Source organism: Sphingobacterium sp. MYb388, from assembly GCF_037479535.1.
Lineage (GTDB): Bacteria > Bacteroidota > Bacteroidia > Sphingobacteriales > Sphingobacteriaceae > Sphingobacterium > Sphingobacterium anhuiense.
This window is the reverse complement of the sequence record NZ_JBBGYV010000010.1, coordinates 60041-76957: the sequence shown is the minus strand read 5'-3', so window position 1 is coordinate 76957 and position 16917 is coordinate 60041. Positions and strand designations below refer to the sequence as shown.

15 protein-coding genes are annotated in these 16917 nt (G+C 34.6%); 4 read left to right on the top strand and 11 right to left on the bottom strand.

Going from position 1 to position 16917, the window contains the following annotated elements; translation table 11 throughout:
• The first annotated feature begins 3 nt into the window (after positions 1 to 3).
• From WH188_RS23300 to WH188_RS23285, 4 genes are all read left to right on the top strand, one after another.
• Positions 4 to 1035 carry a glycosyltransferase family 2 protein gene (locus tag WH188_RS23300; protein ID WP_168127558.1) on the top strand — a complete coding sequence of 344 codons (1032 nt, stop codon included), beginning with the start codon at positions 4 to 6 and terminating at the stop codon, positions 1033 to 1035.
• 2 nt (positions 1036 to 1037) lie between these two features.
• On the top strand, positions 1038 to 2303 hold the full coding sequence (locus WH188_RS23295) for a glycosyltransferase (RefSeq protein WP_168127557.1): 1266 nt from the start codon (positions 1038 to 1040) through the stop codon (positions 2301 to 2303).
• A gap of 428 nt (positions 2304 to 2731) precedes the next feature.
• Positions 2732 to 3910 (top strand): glycosyltransferase family 4 protein, encoded by a 1179-nt coding sequence (locus tag WH188_RS23290; protein WP_168127556.1) that lies wholly within the window; start codon positions 2732 to 2734, stop codon positions 3908 to 3910.
• A gap of 87 nt (positions 3911 to 3997) precedes the next feature.
• On the top strand, positions 3998 to 5071 hold the full coding sequence (locus WH188_RS23285; RefSeq protein WP_168127555.1) for a glycosyltransferase family 4 protein: 1074 nt from the start codon (positions 3998 to 4000) through the stop codon (positions 5069 to 5071).
• A gap of 66 nt (positions 5072 to 5137) precedes the next feature.
• On the opposite strand, the gene WH188_RS23280 is transcribed toward WH188_RS23285, so the two are convergent.
• The 11 genes from WH188_RS23280 to WH188_RS23230 form a co-directional block, all read right to left on the bottom strand.
• Positions 5138 to 6226, bottom strand: coding sequence for a glycosyltransferase (locus WH188_RS23280; RefSeq protein WP_168127554.1), 1089 nt, complete (start codon positions 6224 to 6226; stop codon positions 5138 to 5140).
• Positions 6223 to 7341 (bottom strand): glycosyltransferase family 4 protein, encoded by a 1119-nt coding sequence (locus tag WH188_RS23275; protein WP_168127553.1) that lies wholly within the window; start codon positions 7339 to 7341, stop codon positions 6223 to 6225. The genes WH188_RS23280 and WH188_RS23275 overlap by 4 nt, the downstream gene beginning before the upstream one ends.
• An 80-nt stretch (positions 7342 to 7421) precedes the next feature.
• Entirely contained in the window at positions 7422 to 8447 is a 1026-nt protein-coding gene (locus WH188_RS23270; protein WP_168127552.1) for a glycosyltransferase family 9 protein, read from the bottom strand.
• Positions 8447 to 9052, bottom strand: a complete 606-nt coding sequence (locus WH188_RS23265) for a DUF4254 domain-containing protein (protein WP_132769066.1) — start codon at positions 9050 to 9052, stop codon at positions 8447 to 8449. Before WH188_RS23265 ends, WH188_RS23270 begins: the two co-directional genes overlap by 1 nt.
• A gap of 157 nt (positions 9053 to 9209) precedes the next feature.
• A complete protein-coding gene (locus WH188_RS23260) occupies positions 9210 to 10700 on the bottom strand; it encodes an NADH-quinone oxidoreductase subunit N (protein ID WP_168127551.1) in 1491 nt (496 codons plus the stop codon).
• A 4-nt stretch (positions 10701 to 10704) separates the two neighbouring features.
• Entirely contained in the window at positions 10705 to 12306 is a 1602-nt protein-coding gene (locus WH188_RS23255) for a complex I subunit 4 family protein (RefSeq protein WP_168127550.1), read from the bottom strand.
• 3 nt (positions 12307 to 12309) lie between these two features.
• Positions 12310 to 14352, bottom strand: coding sequence for an NADH-quinone oxidoreductase subunit 5 family protein (locus WH188_RS23250; protein ID WP_339424689.1), 2043 nt, complete (start codon positions 14350 to 14352; stop codon positions 12310 to 12312).
• Between the two features lie 2 nt (positions 14353 to 14354).
• Complete coding sequence (gene nuoK / locus WH188_RS23245) at positions 14355 to 14660, bottom strand: NADH-quinone oxidoreductase subunit NuoK (RefSeq protein ID WP_339424688.1); 306 nt, start codon at positions 14658 to 14660, stop codon at positions 14355 to 14357.
• The gene (locus WH188_RS23240; protein ID WP_132769056.1) at positions 14657 to 15205 is read right to left on the bottom strand and encodes an NADH-quinone oxidoreductase subunit J family protein; all 549 of its coding nucleotides are present in this window, start codon (positions 15203 to 15205) and stop codon (positions 14657 to 14659) included. The genes nuoK and WH188_RS23240 overlap by 4 nt, the downstream gene beginning before the upstream one ends.
• Positions 15205 to 15768 carry a 4Fe-4S binding protein gene (locus WH188_RS23235; protein ID WP_132769054.1) on the bottom strand — a complete coding sequence of 188 codons (564 nt, stop codon included), beginning with the start codon at positions 15766 to 15768 and terminating at the stop codon, positions 15205 to 15207. The genes WH188_RS23240 and WH188_RS23235 overlap by 1 nt, the downstream gene beginning before the upstream one ends.
• 15 nt (positions 15769 to 15783) lie before the next feature.
• Positions 15784 to 16857 carry a complex I subunit 1/NuoH family protein gene (locus WH188_RS23230; protein ID WP_237682819.1) on the bottom strand — a complete coding sequence of 358 codons (1074 nt, stop codon included), beginning with the start codon at positions 16855 to 16857 and terminating at the stop codon, positions 15784 to 15786.
• Positions 16858 to 16917: the final 60 nt, after the last annotated feature.

Genomic DNA, 16917 nt, shown 5'->3' with positions numbered 1-16917 from the left:
TATATGAGTGCTAATAAAGTTGATGTTTCTGTTGTTATTCCAATCTATAATTGTGAATCTTTTCTTGAGGAGGCTATAAAGAGTGTTTTAAATCAGAATATCAAATGTATTGAATTAATTTTGGTAAATGACGGAAGTACTGATCGGTCAGCGTTAATTTGTGAGAAATATGTAGTCGAGCATGCTCATATCCATTACTTTTACCAGAGTAATTCTGGGGTATCGGTAGCTAGAAATAAGGGGCTACTAGAAGCAACCGGATCATATGTTTTTTTTCTGGATGCAGACGATACAATGGAGAATACATTTTTAAAAAATTCATTTGATATTGCTATAAGTAGTCAAAGTGATATCGTTGTCGTTGGAGCACATAGTTGCTCTCGTTTCCCCAATATTATGGCTTTACCTACTTGGGGGATGCTTTTAAAACGGGAATTTTTGCAACAATATCCTGAAGTTAGATTTCCTGTTGGTATACAACCATGTGAGGACGGTTTATTTTCGCATCAATTACTTGCATTAACAACCCAAATTAGCTTAAGTCCAAATAGTTCCTATTACTATCGTCAACATGATGATCAAAATCATAATATTATCAATCAAAATAGCGATAAAGTTTTAGATCAGATTCCAATTTGGTTCAATATTTTAAAGAATTTTTATACAAAATATAATCTTCATAAATCACATGCCCTTCATTTGGCACTTTTTATAGAACATGAACCTTTCGAACTTAGGTATTTAAAGATGTCTCTAAATAATTCTCAAAGAGAGAGACTTTTTGGACTTATTCGTGTTTTTATGAATGATAAGGTACTTCCATTTTTAACTGAAAACGATAAAAAAAAGTTAAGCTTTTTATTTAGGTATTTCTTGTCAGCAAACACATATCAAGACTTTGAAGAATTTTATAGAAAATGTGAAGATAAAAAAATAAGAAAAATTAAGCTGAAATTGTTTTTGCTGAAATTCGTTCCATTTTCGAAAAAGAAAACATTAAGGCTTCAAAGCAAAATAGGAGCAAAGAATAATTGATTATGAAAATATTGTTGGTTCAGCATCTTTATTTTATTAACGGAAGTGGGGGAACAGAAAAGATCTGTTCTTTTCTTGCTAACAGTTTTGTTAATAATGGGCATCAGGTTGAAATTGCAACAAATGAGAATATCTCAGGAAAGGCGATATTCAAGTTACACTCACTAGTTAAAGTAACAAACATCTATAGCCCCGATCTAATACAAAAAAATCAAATTCCTATATCAAATTATAGTGGAAGTAATCCTTTAAATTGGCTTATTCATAAAATTCGTAAAAAATATGCCAAGGCTTATAATTCTATTTTAAAAATGAGCATGAAAGGCGAACAAAATCTATTTGTTTATAATTTGGAACGTCGTGCAAAAGCCTGGAAAACTTATATTGATGAAGTAAAGCCTGATGTAATTATTACTATGTCAATAGGCTCTTTATTGGAGATTACTTATAATAATGAAATAACTGTTCCAATTATTGATTCTGTCAATGGTAGACCAGATTATGATTATACAAATATTTTTGGAGGTAGAAAACCATTCGAAGTCAAATTATTAAAAAATTCATTTCAGAATCTTGCTGGAGTCCAATTACTATTTGCAGGTTATTCTGATTACTTACCAGATTGTTTTGTCGGCAAAATTGCCGTAATTCCTAATCCTGTCCCCAGAATTAAGGAGTTTGTTAATCATTTTATTTCAAAAGATCGATACAAGGTTATTCACATTGCTCGTTTAGATATGGCATGTAAACAACAACATCTCGCTATTGAAAGTTTTGCAAAATTAGCGCCCCAGTATATAAATTGGGATTTTGAATTGTGGGGAGTAGGATCAGATATGCAACGTTTACAAAAACAGATTACTGATTTAAATATGGAGGATAGAATTTTCTTGAAAGGATTTACTGAGGATCCAATTCAAAAATTGAAAGAAGCTGATATATTTATATTTCCTAGTAAGTATGAAGGATTTGGGCTAGCTCTTGCCGAGGCAATGTCCGCAGGTCTTCCTGCAATTGGTTTTAAGAGCTGTTCTGGAGTTAATGAAATAATAAAACATAATGAAACAGGTTTTTTGGTAAATGATAATATAGAATTGTGTGTGTGTTTAGAAAAGTTGATGGTCAGTCCAGCGCTACGTGATCAGTTGGGAAAGAATGCTAAAATAAGTATAGAGGACTTTAGTGAAGAAAGTATAAGTGAAAAATGGCAAAAATTTGTTCAAGAGATTGTATATTCGTCCGCTGTTACGAAAAATATTAGAATATGACAGCCAAAAATAATATATAGAATATTAGTAATGCTATTTATTGAGTTTTACGACGGCTCATTTTTTAATTGATCGCAATACCATTAAAATTTTAAATATTATAGGTTTCTATTACATCTACCATTTTGTTTACTTTGAATTAGTTCAAAATTACAATTTGGATATCATTGTAAACCTATTTTTTTATAATAACTTTTATTGTGATGATATCATTAGTAGTAAGTTATAATATTAAAATAAATAATTCTTTTTGTGTTGCGTTTCGTGTATTATTTTCGTTAAGAAGTTATTGCTGTTTTTATAAATTTATATTTAAAAAAGTTTTAAAAGATCTAAAATCAATATCTGTTGGTGGAATTAGTAAATAATATCCATTTTGGTCGTAGTCGTATGACAATATGTATCGATCATTAATTTAAGCATTTTAAATGTCGAAGAAGAAAAAAATACTTTATTTCGTTCCTGATAATCCATTTAATAACAAGGCTGGTAATATTACAAGGTTTGTTAAGATGTTGGACTATTTTAGCAGAAAATCTGGAGAATTTGATGTCGATTTCATTACAGAGCGATTTTGGGGTAATTGGAATGATGAAAGTATTAGGATGTTCGCAGATAAGTATCCTACAATTAATCTTGTTGTTTTGGATAGGAAAATAGACAGGAAAAAGTTTTTGAGTTATATTTTCAAGTATAAAATATGGGAGTTTATCTTCGGTTTTACAAAGAGTAAAATCGACTTAACAACATATCTTTTAAAATTTAATTTTAAAAAATTTACTGGAAATAAAAAATACGATTTTGCTATAATTAGTTATGTTAATTGGGGAAGTCTTATTAAAAATTTAAAATCATATAAAATTTCAATAATTGATACACATGATTTTATAACAGGTCAGTATTTAACCACATATAGAGCTAAGAAATCAACATCATTGCCATATCGAATATTAGAAAAGGAAGTGGGCATCTTAAAAGAGTTTGATGAAATTTGGACATATTCTGTAGAAGAAAAATATATATTTGAGCAGTTTACCCAAAAACCAGTACAGCTAGTTCCTATTTCATTTCCTAATCGTAAATCGGAGTTTTTATGTAATAAAGACTCTCGAAGACTTTTTTATGTAGCAAGTGACAATGATCATAACAAAAGAAGTGTTAAATGGTTCCTAAAGGAAGTATTACAACATATCAACAAAGATATTGAAATCGTAGTTGCTGGTAGTATTAGTAAATATTTTTCTGGCTCAAACCAAGTAATAACGCTTGGAGTTGTGGAAGACTTAAAATCTCTTTTCGTGAATGCGAAAGTATTTATGTGTCCTATGTTAACTGGGACTGGAATAAAAATTAAAGTTGTGGAAGCATTATCTTATGGCATGCCAGTTGTTACTAATATAAGAGGAATAGATGGTTTGTTTAATAAGAAGCAGAATGGTTGCATTGTTGCATCCTCAGGAGTAGAATTTGCCAATGAAATAAATAGGCTTTTTAATGATGAGAACTATTATAAAAAAATACAATCTGAAGGAGAAAGCTATTTTCTAAATAACCATAGTGAAGTTTTGGAAGAAGAGTTTTTAAATGACTCCTTGATTAAAGATTAGTTTAAGTTTCTAAAATCAATTTTTTTAATTAGGGATTCCTTTATTATCAAGGAAAAAACTGTTAATCGAAAGTGTGATATTGAGTCAATGAGTTATAAAATTATATTTGATACTGAAAGAATGAAACATAAGCATACAGGCTTATATTTCTTTTGTAAACACCTTGGCTTATCTTTATTGAAAAACCAAACAACTGATGCTGAATTATCATTTTATTATCCGGATGCTATTAAAAAAGACTTTGGTGACCGAGTTAATTATATTAAGCAAAAATCGTTACATAAATTTTGGATGCCTAGGTTTAATAATGTAGACCTCTGGCATTCAACATATCAATTGAGTTCATACTTTCCAAGTAAAGGCACAAAAACTAAAGTTTTATCTACTATTCATGATCTTAACTTTCTTAAGGAAGGAAAATCTGTACAAAAGGAAAAATATTATTTAAAAAAACTGCAGGACAATTTGGATCGTGCAGATTGTATTGTTGCTATCTCTAAGTATGTTAAAAATGATTTGGAACAACACTGTGATTTAAGAGGTAAACCTATACATATAGTGTATAATGGGAATAATATTGAGACAGAAATTGTAAATCAATATCATTCTGCAGAAAATAATCAGCATATTAGAAAACAACTGTTATTTACAATTGGTACTGTAAACCATAAAAAGAATTTTCATGTTTTGCCATATTTATTAGTTGGAAATGATCTAGAACTAGTAATAAGTGGTGTTGTCAATGAAATTGGTTATGATAAGTATATCCTATCTATTGCTAAAGAATTAGGAGTTTTGGATCGTGTTGTTATTACTGGGCCAATTACGGAGGAAGAAAAATATCAATATCTAAGTAACTGCGCCATGTTTGTTTTTCCGTCAATTGCCGAAGGTTTTGGTTTACCTGTTATAGAGGCCATGTCTTTTGGTAAGAAAGTGCTATTATCTACAAATACGTGCTTACCAGAAATCGGTGGTGAGGAAGCTTTTTTCTTAGATTCAACCGAGAAGGATTATATGATTAATTTTGGTAAATTTCACATTATGAACTTAATTAATTCTACTGATAGAAGTTCCCATATAAAAAAGTGGGCCGGACAATTTTCATGGGATATGGCAGCAAAACAATATTGGAACCTATATGAAGAAGTGTTAAAGTAAGAATACTGGGTTTCTTCTTGGGGTGTTTTGAAATATTTAGAACTTTACGTAAAAGTACACTAAAAACTAGTTGTTTAAAATATAATCTTCGAGGTTCTTGTAGATTATATTTTTATCAAAGGATTTTAGTATAAATTTCCTTCCTGCTGTCCCCATTTCTTTCCGAAGCTTAATGTCTTGTAGTTTTTTGATTTTCTCCACCATTTGTGGAATACTATTTACTTCCGTTAAAAAGCCAGAGATGTTATCCTTTACTAATTCAGGATTGCTACTACTGTTAAAAGCTATAATGGGCTTCTCTGCTAAAGAAGCCTCTGCTAGTACATATCCAAAACCTTCCCATAGTGAACTTAATATAAAAATATCAATATCAACTAAAAAGCTCCTCGGGGAATCTGTGAATCCTAGAAAATGAACATTCTTATCTGTCCCCTTTTCTATATTATAAGTTTTTAATTCGCTTTCCAGTTCACCTTTTCCTGTAATGTAAATCTGATGTTTAATCTGTAGTCGGGTTAATTCTAAAGAGAGATCGATTAAAAACTTCTGATTCTTTTGTGGAGCAAGTCTTGCTAGATTTCCTATAATTAATGAATCATCTTTGCGATCGGGAACTATTTTTTTATAAACTAATTGATCAAATTTTTGAAAATCGATAGGGTTGTAAATTACTCTAATTTTTTCTTTTGGAAACAGTTGAGGATTATTTGCTAATATCGTTTCTCGAGTTGCATAGGAATTTGCTAACACATCAGTGATATAGTTTCCAAAAATACGCTGATTTAGAAATGTATTTTTGATAGGAATAGCAGATCCCCTTCGGTATATAATACGAGGAACTCCTGCACTATGAGCGGCGTAAGCTGCAATTTTTAAATCTCTCGGATTATTGATTAATACGACTTCAATCTGTAACTTTTCAAATGTCGAAGTCAAATAGCACCTCTTTACCGGATTTAGAAAACTAAGATTAGTTAAATGGACTTCAATATATGTGATTGCAGGGAATGCAAGTAGCTTGGTTTTTAATTTACTGTTCTTTGAGCCAAAAAAATAAACATCATGACCAAGCTTTGCAAAATGTACAGCAGACTCAAAATGCCATTTTTCACCTCCGCCCCACGTCTCTATCGAATTAAAAAAACCTATTCTCATTTACTAATTTTTTTGTAAAGCTTCATCCATTGAGCAGCCAAGATTTCATCATTAAACTGCTGCGCATATGCTAATCCCTCTTGACGCATTTCTTCCTGTTTTTCCTGAGAATTCAGGATGGCATCAATACTAATCGCTAATTGATCTATATCATTCGGATCAATATAGCGGGAAAATGGTCCTCCAGCTTCAGGAAAAACGCCAGAATTTGTTGTAATAACAGGGGTTCCACTATATAATGCCTCAATGATAGGTATTCCAAAACCTTCGAAAATTGAAGGGTAAACAAATATCTTAGCAATGCTATAGAGAACCGATAATTCATTCATTGTCAATCCTTGTAAAAAGATTACGCGATTCTCCATATTATGAGCCGCAACGTACGATTTTATTTCCTTAGCATAAGCAGTCTGTTTACCAACTATAACTAAAGGAATATCTTTATCTTTAATTGCCTGGACAATTGAAAATGCATTTTTACGAGGCTCGATTGTACCTACATTCAATATGAATTCGTTGGGAAGACCCAACTTCTTAATTAAGGTTTGCTTTTCTTCTTCCGATTTAACAGATTTAAATGATTCATGACATCCTTGGTAGATGACTTTGATCTTGTCTTTAGAAATGTGAAAAAAATCAACAATATCTAATTTGGTTTGTTCACTTATCGCTACAATTTGATCTGCATGCTCGCATGCATATTTAAATTTCTTATGGTAAAGCGCACGGTCAATCTTTTTATATAGTTCAGGATAGCGAATAAAAATCAAATCATGAATTGTCACGACAGATTTAATGGATGTTTTTTCTAGACCTATTGGGATCTCTCCGGAAAGACCGTGATAAATATCAATCTGATCATGTTCTAAATCCTTAACAATACGGTTAGAACGCCAATTACTTGGTAAGGTACGATTTATAAAACCAGAGGGACGTTTAATAATATGATCTGGAACTAGACTATTATAGTGAGATTTTCCAGTTTGTGGTGTGTAAAGGAGGTATTCTATCTCAGGATTATTAGCACGTAATATGCGAATTAAATCACGGCTGTAGTTCCCTAGCCCTGTGTGATTATTAAAAAATCGCTTTGCATCAAATCCTATTCTTAACATTTTATTACTTGTATATTGTCTTATTTTAGATGTTACTTAAAGTGGGTAAAAGTATTATTCGATTATCTGTAAATTCAAATTTAGATAATTTGTTTTATTTTGTTAATAATCATTTCCGAAGAGACTAAATCAATTGCTTCCTTACCATCACAATCACAGGGCTTATTCCCATATATTGAATTTGGTCTATTAGGATGTTCTACCTGAACACAATCTTTTATGGATTGTCCATAACCAAGAAATCCCGCAAAAGGGTGGGTAGCACCCCACACAGACAAGCAACGAACACCCATTAAAGAAGCCATATGCATACCTGAAGAATCCATACTGATCATTAAGTCTAAATTAGAAATAATAGCAAGTTCTTCTTTAAGATTGAAACGACCAATTGTACTGTGGACACTGGGATATAGTGCTTGCCATTTTTCAGCTTGTGCTTGTTCCAATTTCCCTCCGCCAAATATGAATATGTCAAAGTTGTTCTGGGATAAGAAAGCAATTACTTCCTGCATTTTTGGAAGAGGAAAGACTTTATAGGGGTGTTGTGCAAATGGGGCGATTCCAATTTTTCTGCTTTCATCATCCGAAAATAAAGCATGTGCTAAGTTGGGTAATGCCAACTTAGTAGGCTCTAATTTATTCTGCAATATAAATTTAAAACCAAGATCACGAAATACATCGGCATAACGTTCAACAGTCGGTTTTAACGGTTTCAAAACCTTATTTTGAAATCGGGTAAGTGCTTTTTTTTCTTTTCGGCCTTTGTCCAATTGCTTGACCACAAGTCCCGATACTTTAAAAAGAACTGCTAAAATTCGAGATCTTAAATTAAAATGTAGATCAGCAACTGCATCGGCACCATAAGAAGTTAATTCTCTTTTTAGATTGACAATACCTTTTAAACCCTTATGTTGTTCTTTGGGATTAAAAGGATGGAATTGTACATTCGGAATACCTTCAAAAAAAGCCTTAAAAGGTGGACGGGTTACCATAATAATCGTTACAGCAGGGTACTGTTGCACAAATTCCTTCAAGACTGAAGCAACCATGGCAACATCTCCCATGGCAGAGAAGCGCGTAACAATTATTTTGGATGGTAAAGACATTATTTTGATGCTTGATACAATACAGGATTTAAACTCGGATCGTTATACATCTTCATCTGTTTATAGACTTTCATGTATTTTTTTCCAGCTTGGATATCAGAAAGCAATTCATCAATACTCTGAGAGAGATCAACACGTTGTTCTAAAAGAATATTCAATTTAATTTGACAAGCATCGATATGGCTCGGTGCTACATCATTACGTAAAGTCTCTTGCTCCATATGATAGATTTTTAAAGCTAGTATCGACAATCTGTCAATTGCCCAAGCAGGACTTTCTGTGTTGATTTTAGCATCTTCGTTTGGAGTAACATCTTGAAATTTCAATAGATAGTAGCTGTCTATATATTCCACAGTATCTGTACGATGCTGATTGGATTCATCGATTCTTCTTTTCCAGTATAAACCTACCTTAGGATCGATTTCAGGATTTCTGACCACATCTTCCATATGCCATTGTACGGTATCAATCCAACATTTCATATACAGTAAATGTTCCAATGATGACGACTCAAAAGGGTTTTGAATAACTTGATCAATTTCGTTTTCAACGTGATAATCTGCGATTGCACGTTGAAAAATAGTGTTAGCTAATGCACTTATCATAGTACAAACTTAGATAAATTTGTTTTATTTACAATCTTAATTGCGTCATATCTAAAACAAATTTATTTGCCAGAATCTGTTTTAGGAAATGCTGTTAGGGTATTAGCTGCTATACCCGAAAAGAACTTCTTAATTGATGAAAGAATAATTTGGAAGCCTATTTTAATAAATCTAAAAGCAGACCTGGATATATTCCGAGGAGTACAACCAAAATACTGATCGAAACAGCTATAAGAACTAAAAATCTGTTGAACTTTGGTAACGCTATAGCCGTGTCACTATCTCTTAAAAATGCAAGTAGTGGAATTTTAAAATAAAAGAATAACGAGATCACAGAAGTTAAGGCTCCTACAATAAGTAGGAATAATAAAGGTATTTCATTTAACGTCTGGTACTGTTCAAACACCTTAGAAAATACCAGAAGTTTTCCGATAAATCCCGCAGTAGGAGGGAGTCCGATTAGTGAGATCAACAGAATAGAGAAGCTCACAAATATCACCGGGTATTTTTTACCCAAACCTTTATAAGATTCAATAGTGGTGCTTTCAAGACCTTGTTCCAGTTGATCAATAAATAAAAAGACTGCGATATTCATCAAAGCATAGATTGCCAGATAAAATAATAGAACATTAGGATCGTTGTCAATATAAACAAGAGCCACCATCAAGAGTATACCAGTATGACCAATCGAAGAATAGGCCATCATTCTTTTAATATCTTTTTGCTTTAATGCGGCTAGATTTCCGATAAGCATTGTAGCGATTGCAATGATGATGATAACGGAGATTAAGAACTCTGAGTAGAAGAATGGGCTAGCAGTCCAGCTCGCCAGTAAACGTGATAACAGAACCAGTGCACCAATTTTTGGCACTGTTGATAGATAGGCAGTTATCGGGGTCGGAGCACCTTGATAAACATCAGGACTCCACACATGAAAAGGGGCAAAGCTTAATTTAAAACCAATTCCGGTTAGTAAAAACAGAAATGCAATACAGGTCATGACTTTTGGAGCTTCAATAAGTCCCTGGATATGTTGCTGGCTATCAAAATTTAAGTTTCCCGTGAAACCGTAAATAAGTGATAGACCATACAGCATGACCGCTGCACAGATGGAGCCAAATAAAACATATTTCATTGCCGCTTCAGCCTCAAATTTCGTTTTAGAGAAATATCCGACCATGACGTACGAGCTGATCGATAAAGTTTCAATCGCTATAAAAATCAGCAACCAGTTGCTGCTTATCGTTAATAAGTGCAGTCCTAGTGTAGCTGTGAGCAATACTGCATAAAGATCACCAATAGGACGGATCTGATTTGAAAAACGTTGCTGGATGAATACAGCTATAAGTATAGTTGATAGCGATAAGATGATTCGGGATAAAATAGATAATTTATCAATTTTGATCATCTCAAAAAATCCAGATTCACCAGTAAGTAGGCTATTCTGATCAAAAAGGAAATATAAACTAAGTAATAAACCGATTATGGTAATAGCAAATGAACTCTGTTTCCAAATTCGGTCTATAAATAAACTGCAAAATATACTGCATACAAAAGCAATCATGAGTGCAAGTTCCGGCTTGAATAAAGGGATACTTACTATGATATGGTCTAAAATTGACGAAATTGATGAAGCAAATGCGGCCATGTTTTTAGTTATACTGTTGAATAAAGGAAACCAAATTGATGACAGAAGCATTCATTTGGTCGAATATAATAAAAGGACATATTCCTAAAAGTAGAGCAAGTGCTAAAGTCGGGAACAAGACCAGTTGTTCCCTAACGGAAAGATCGACTAAGGCCTGTTGCCAAGAATCTCCACCTTTTAATCTTGTTTCTCCAAAAAACATTCTTTGTAATGTCCATAACAGATAGGCCGCACTCATTAGGATTCCAATAGATCCAGCTATAGCCATCCATCTTGGGAGACCAGTACCTAAACTTGCTGAATTAAATGTTCCGATAATCACAAACGCCTCTGCAATAAATGCAGAGAAACCAGGTAAACCTAAAGAAGCAAAAAATGCAATAGCTATATAAGCAGTATATTTAGGCATAATACTGGCCAATCCTCTAAAATGTGGAATGTAACGGTCATGTACACGGTCGTAGATAACACCGACCAAGAAAAATAAGGCCGCAGATAGAAAACCATGACTAATCATCTGAAACATTGCTCCCGAAATACCCTCTGCAGTAAAAGAAGCTAAGCCCAAGAGCACAAATCCCATATGGGATACAGAAGAATAAGCAATCATTCGTTTCAAATCTTTTTGTGCTAATGCATTAAAGGCGCCATATAAGATCGAAATCACCCCGATAAGACCCAGCCACCAGTTACTAGTGGCTGCAGCATCAGGGAAGATGCTGAAACAAACGCGGATGATACCATATCCCCCAATTTTTAATAAGATACCCGCTAGGATAATAGAAACGGGTGTCGGAGCTTCCACGTGCGCATCAGGCAACCAGGTATGTAGCGGGACAATAGGAACTTTAATAGCAAAAGCAAAGAAAAGTACGATAAATCCAATCAGACGGGCTGATATACCAAAAATCTCCTGATAACCATCCAGTGCAAAAATAGAACCTTCTACATAATTGTCCGGATTCATCATATGGATCATGCTAAAGGTATGAGCACCTGTAACAGGATTGATCACCGAGAAGTAAAGACCTACTATGACCAAGAGCATGAAAACAGAACCGAATAATGTATAAATGAAAAACTTCATGGCAGCATATTCTCTTCGCTCGCCACCCCAGATTCCGATGAGGAAGTACAAAGGGAGTAACATCACCTCATAAAATAAATAGAATAAGAAGAAGTCTAAAGCACAGAATATACCGATGACCGCCATATTCAGAAGCATAAGTAAGGCAAAATACCCCTTAAGACTTTTCTGGATATTCCAAGAAGCGCCAATTGCCATTAGCATGACAAATGCACTTAGAACCAATAAAGGCATAGAAATCCCGTCTACACCAAGTAGGTAGTCAATCTCCAGTTTACCAACAGTTCCAAGATCCAAGCGAATCCACGGCAGTTGCTCTACCAATTGATATCCTTCAAGTGTATTGATACCTGTTGCCGTTGGATTAAACGAGAAGTAGGCCATTCCTGCCAATAGAAACTGAATAGCAGTTATAGCAAGGGCAATATATTTATAAGCATCCTTGAATCGACTAGGAAGTGCTAATATAATCGCTGTCGCTAGTAGAGGTAAAAAGATTAATAAGGATAGTGTAGGCATTTTCTAACGTAATAAAAGATAAATTAAACCAACTATAACAAGTAAGAATACAGAATATAAATAAGTCTGTAGTCTCCCATTTTGGGGTGAACGCACAAAAGTTCCTAACAGAAGAGCGAATTTTCCAATAGCATTAACTAAACCATCAACAATATGTTTATCAAGCCAATGACTCAAATGCGCGAGCTGCTGGATCAATTTTGTTAAGCTGTGTATAAAACCATCAACAATATTTCGATCTAACCAATAGGATAGAGCACTTAATTTCAAAATACTGTTGACAATAATTGTTTCATTAAATGAATTCAGATATCCCTGATGCAAGGATAACCGGTTTGCAAGACTATTTTCATTTAGTGGATATTGACCTTTTGCATACCATTTCCATCCTAATATCCACACTGATAATGCACCGACTGTTAGTAATACAGGAATAACCAGATGGGCAAGATGATTTGCTTCGTAAGGGTAATCGACCAGTAATCCATCCATTATCCACGAGTCATGATAGGAAATTGGATTGATCGAAAATAGAGGAAAGAAACAGCATATGCCTAGGAAATACATTGGCCAAAGCATGAGCTTAGGCGATTCACTCAAATGTATAGATGATCCCAATAGATTTTTGATACGCAGTTCCGAAAAGAAGGCCTTAAAAATTAGACGTCCAATATAAAATGAAGTCATAATACTGACGATAATCAATGTCACTGGCACGATCTGAAACAAAGCTCCTTTTGTTGATGCCCATTCGAATGCAGAAATAATGATACTATCTTTTGATAAATAGCCCGAAGTCAACGGAAAACCCGCAAGTGCCAAGGAAGCTACTGTCATCAGTACAAATGTTTGTGGCATATAGTGACAAAGTCCACCCATATTGCGCAGATCCTGTGGGTCGAAATCATGCTTGCTATGCGCTTTCAGATGTGCCATTTCATGGATAACAGCCCCAGCACATAAGAATAATAAACACTTGAAAAAAGCATGTGTCAATAAATGAAACATAGCCGCATCCCAGGTGCCGATACCTATTCCCACCATCATATAACCCAATTGGGAAATTGTCGAAAAAGCAAGTATTTTTTTGATGTCATATTGTCCCAAAGCAAAATATGCAGCAGTAGTAGCAGTGATGGTACCAATGATAGCAATAGTCAAAAGGACTGTTTCGTTGAATAAGGGAAATAAAGTACTCATTAAAAATACACCGGCAGCCACCATGGTCGCAGCATGTATTAAAGATGAAACAGATGTAGGTCCCTCCATAGCATCAGGTAGCCAGACATGTAATGGAAATTGGGCTGATTTTGCCATCGCTCCTAAGAAAAATGCAAGGCCAGTAATCGTTAACCAGATCGCATCCATACTATTGTGTGGAGATATCCATAGGCCGTTTTCAATACTAGTATTAGCGATAAGTCCATCATTTCCAAATAGATTGATCAGATTGAGGGATCCAAATTGAGCGTAGACAATCGCTATGCCGATCAAGAAGCCCAAATCACCGATTCGGTTGACTAAAAAAGCCTTCTTATTTGCTTGCACGGCAGCATCCTTCGTATACCAGAATCCAATTAATAGATAAGATGCAAACCCGACAAGTTCCCAGAACACATACATAAGCAGTAAATTGTTCATGATGACAAGCCCGAGCATTGCGAAGCAAAATAGACTGAGATACATCCAATAACGATGTATGCCGGTATCATCGTGCATATATGATTTAGAATAAATATGCACCGGAACCGCTATTGTCGAAACTAATAGTAGCATCAAAGAGCTGAGGTTATTCAGCAATAGACCAACTGTAAAAGTTGTATTTCCTATTGTAAACCATCTGATCTCAGAAGATAATGGCATTGCGTTCCAGACATCGAGAAATGTAAATAAACTAAAGATGAAGCTTAAAATGATCGCCGCTGTACCAACAAGGCCAGATCGATCTTTTTTACCAACAACAGCCTGATATAGAAAAGCCAGCAAAGGCATTGCCAAAGCAAACAATGCTGTATTAATGGGTGATATGTCAAATAAATAGTTCAATGCTAGTCTTTTAATTCACGAATTTGATCCGGATTAATGCTTCTGTATTGTCGGTATACATTTAAAATGATGGCCAATCCAATTGCAACAGCAGCCGCAGCAAGTACGATGGCAAACAGTGCAAATATTTGGCCCCCATAATTAATTTTATCATACTTTCCGAAAGCTACAAAATTGAGGATAGCCGCATTGATCATCAATTCAATGCCAACTAAAATCATAATGGCGTTCTTCTTTGCAAGAACAGCATATAGGCCAATACAAAAAATACAGGCCGAGACAACTAGAAAGTGTGTTAAGGTGATCATTTTTGTAAATCCTTTCGTGAAAGATGTGATGCTCCGATCAAAGCCATCATCAAAAAGATGGAAATAACTTCAAATGGAAGCACGTACTGGGTCATAAACTTAATACCTAATTGATGGATATTATTGTCTGTACTTTTGATAACCGTATTATTTTGGATAGCTGTTGCCATCCAAGCTGGGAAAGATTCTTGCCATTCCAGAATGCCAAAAATCATGACTCCAAAAAAGGCGAGAGCAACAGGTAGCACCTTCCATGTCGGTAGGGAGAATAAAGAACCTGTTGTTTGCTGTAAATCTTGCAACAGCTCTTTGTTAGAAAGCATAAATGCAAAAAGCAATAAGATTAATACACCGCCTACATATACCATGATTTGCGTAATAGCAACAAAGTCTGCTAAAGCAAATAAGTAAAGTCCGGCCATAGCAAATAAAACAACAAAAAATAAAAATAGCGCGCGTGCTATATTTTTTAAGCTTACTACTAATAAGGCAGAACCTACAGCTAAAAGTGCAAAAGCATAAAATAAAAAAAGCTCTAAAGTCATTATTTTGATTTTGCTGCCTCCTTTTCAGCTTGAAATTTGGTCCATTCAGATTTTCTTTGCGCAACTTGATCGTCGGTCATATCCGAAAATCCATAAATCAGATCCGTTAATTTCGTTGAACTGCGGTCATATTGATTTGTCATCGTGATACATTCTGTTGGACATACAACCGTACATAATCCACAGTACATACACTTTGCCATGTCAATATCAAACTGAGCGGGGTAAAGACGTTTGACACTACCATCTGAAGTTTTTCCGATTGCTTCCGGAGATTTGATCGCTTCAATTGCGATACAATCTACAGGACAAGCCTTCGCACATAAATCACAGACAATGCAGTCGTCGATCTCAACTTCAAGCTGGTATCGCGCAACTTCAGGAATGGGCATTTTGACTTTCGGATACTGCACTGTTGCAATACCATCCTGTTTATCAAAATAATTATCTTTTGTAATATCCAGTTCTTGACGTGCCTTTCGAGCACCAAACAGATGCTTTACTGTCAAAGATAGTCCCTTGAAAGCAGTTGTTAATGCATGAAAAGCCGTTTTGAATATCATATCGAATTAACCAAATTAAACAATTACTAAAATTCTCCAGATCGCTGATATAGCCATACATAAAAACGCGAGAGGTGTTAAAACCTTCCAGCATAAATTCATCAGTTGATCGGCACGTAAGCGCGGTAAAGTCCATCTGATCCACATTTGTACCCCAACTAAAAAGAGGGATTTGGAAAAAGTCCAAAATATTCCCCAGCCAAAGCCTGTTGTCCAGTCAGCCAGTTTTAATGGGCCAATATTCGGAAGAGGTGTATTCCAAGCGCCTAAGAATAAAACTACACCCAACATGGATACCAGAAACATCATAGCATATTCAGCTAGAAATAAAAATGCAAACTGTATCCCCCCATATTCGGTATGAAAGCCACCAACAAGTTCTGATTCTGCTTCCGGAATATCAAAAGGAGCACGGTTACACTCTGCTAAAGTCGCTATAAAAAATATAATATAGGTGACGATCATATGGGGGGCTTGAAAAATATTCCAGGCAAATATACCACCGACATTTTTAATAGACCAAATACCTAAAAACTTGATTTCTTCTGTTGATAATACACCTTGATTCGTCGCAATATCATTCAGATTTAGCGTCTGCGTAAGCATCACGGCTGCGATCAAGGATAATCCTACAGGAATTTCATAAGAAACCATTTGTGCAATTGCACGCATAGAACCAAGCAATGAAAATTTATTGTTAGAACCCCAACCGGCCATTAAGATACCAATAGCATCTATGGAGACTATAGCCATAATTAGGAATAAGCCAGTATGTGTATTGACTGGGATAAAATCCTTAGACCATGGCATAACAGAAAACCCCGTGAAAACAGCTACGAAAATAACAATAGGAGCCATGCGGAATAAAATTTTATCCGCTAGTAGCGGAGTAATCAATTCCTTTTGTAGTAGCTTTAAAATATCTGCTATGGTCTGGAGAGATCCATATTTTCCCGTTTCCATAGGACCAAGTCTATCTTGAACAAAGCCTGCAATTTTACGTTCCGCATATACCGCAAACAACGTAAAAACTGCTATAAACATGAATATAGCAACAGGAACAAGGATATGGATGAATAAATCTAACAATTCTTATTTGTAATGATTATTAATAAGTGAAATTCTAGTAGGCAAATTTAATGAAAAGGT

Bases quoted from the DNA above. Each gene is read 5' to 3' on its own strand.
- WH188_RS23240 (WP_132769056.1), bottom strand. From the start codon at position 15,205: ATGACTTTAGAGCTTTTTTTATTTTATGCTTTTGCACTTTTAGCTGTA.
- WH188_RS23265 (WP_132769066.1), bottom strand. From the start codon at position 9,052: ATGATAAGTGCATTAGCTAACACTATTTTTCAACGTGCAATCGCAGAT.
- WH188_RS23300 (WP_168127558.1), top strand. From the start codon at position 4: ATGAGTGCTAATAAAGTTGATGTTTCTGTTGTTATTCCAATCTATAAT.
- WH188_RS23260 (WP_168127551.1), bottom strand. From the start codon at position 10,700: ATGGCCGCATTTGCTTCATCAATTTCGTCAATTTTAGACCATATCATA.
- WH188_RS23255 (WP_168127550.1), bottom strand. From the start codon at position 12,306: ATGCCTACACTATCCTTATTAATCTTTTTACCTCTACTAGCGACAGCG.
- WH188_RS23235 (WP_132769054.1), bottom strand. From the start codon at position 15,768: ATGATATTCAAAACGGCTTTTCATGCATTAACAACTGCTTTCAAGGGA.
- WH188_RS23280 (WP_168127554.1), bottom strand. From the start codon at position 6,226: ATGAGAATAGGTTTTTTTAATTCGATAGAGACGTGGGGCGGAGGTGAA.
- WH188_RS23285 (WP_168127555.1), top strand. From the start codon at position 3,998: ATGAGTTATAAAATTATATTTGATACTGAAAGAATGAAACATAAGCAT.
- WH188_RS23270 (WP_168127552.1), bottom strand. From the start codon at position 8,447: ATGTCTTTACCATCCAAAATAATTGTTACGCGCTTCTCTGCCATGGGA.
- WH188_RS23275 (WP_168127553.1), bottom strand. From the start codon at position 7,341: ATGTTAAGAATAGGATTTGATGCAAAGCGATTTTTTAATAATCACACA.
- nuoK (WP_339424688.1), bottom strand. From the start codon at position 14,660: ATGATCACCTTAACACACTTTCTAGTTGTCTCGGCCTGTATTTTTTGT.
- WH188_RS23290 (WP_168127556.1), top strand. From the start codon at position 2,732: ATGTCGAAGAAGAAAAAAATACTTTATTTCGTTCCTGATAATCCATTT.
- WH188_RS23295 (WP_168127557.1), top strand. From the start codon at position 1,038: ATGAAAATATTGTTGGTTCAGCATCTTTATTTTATTAACGGAAGTGGG.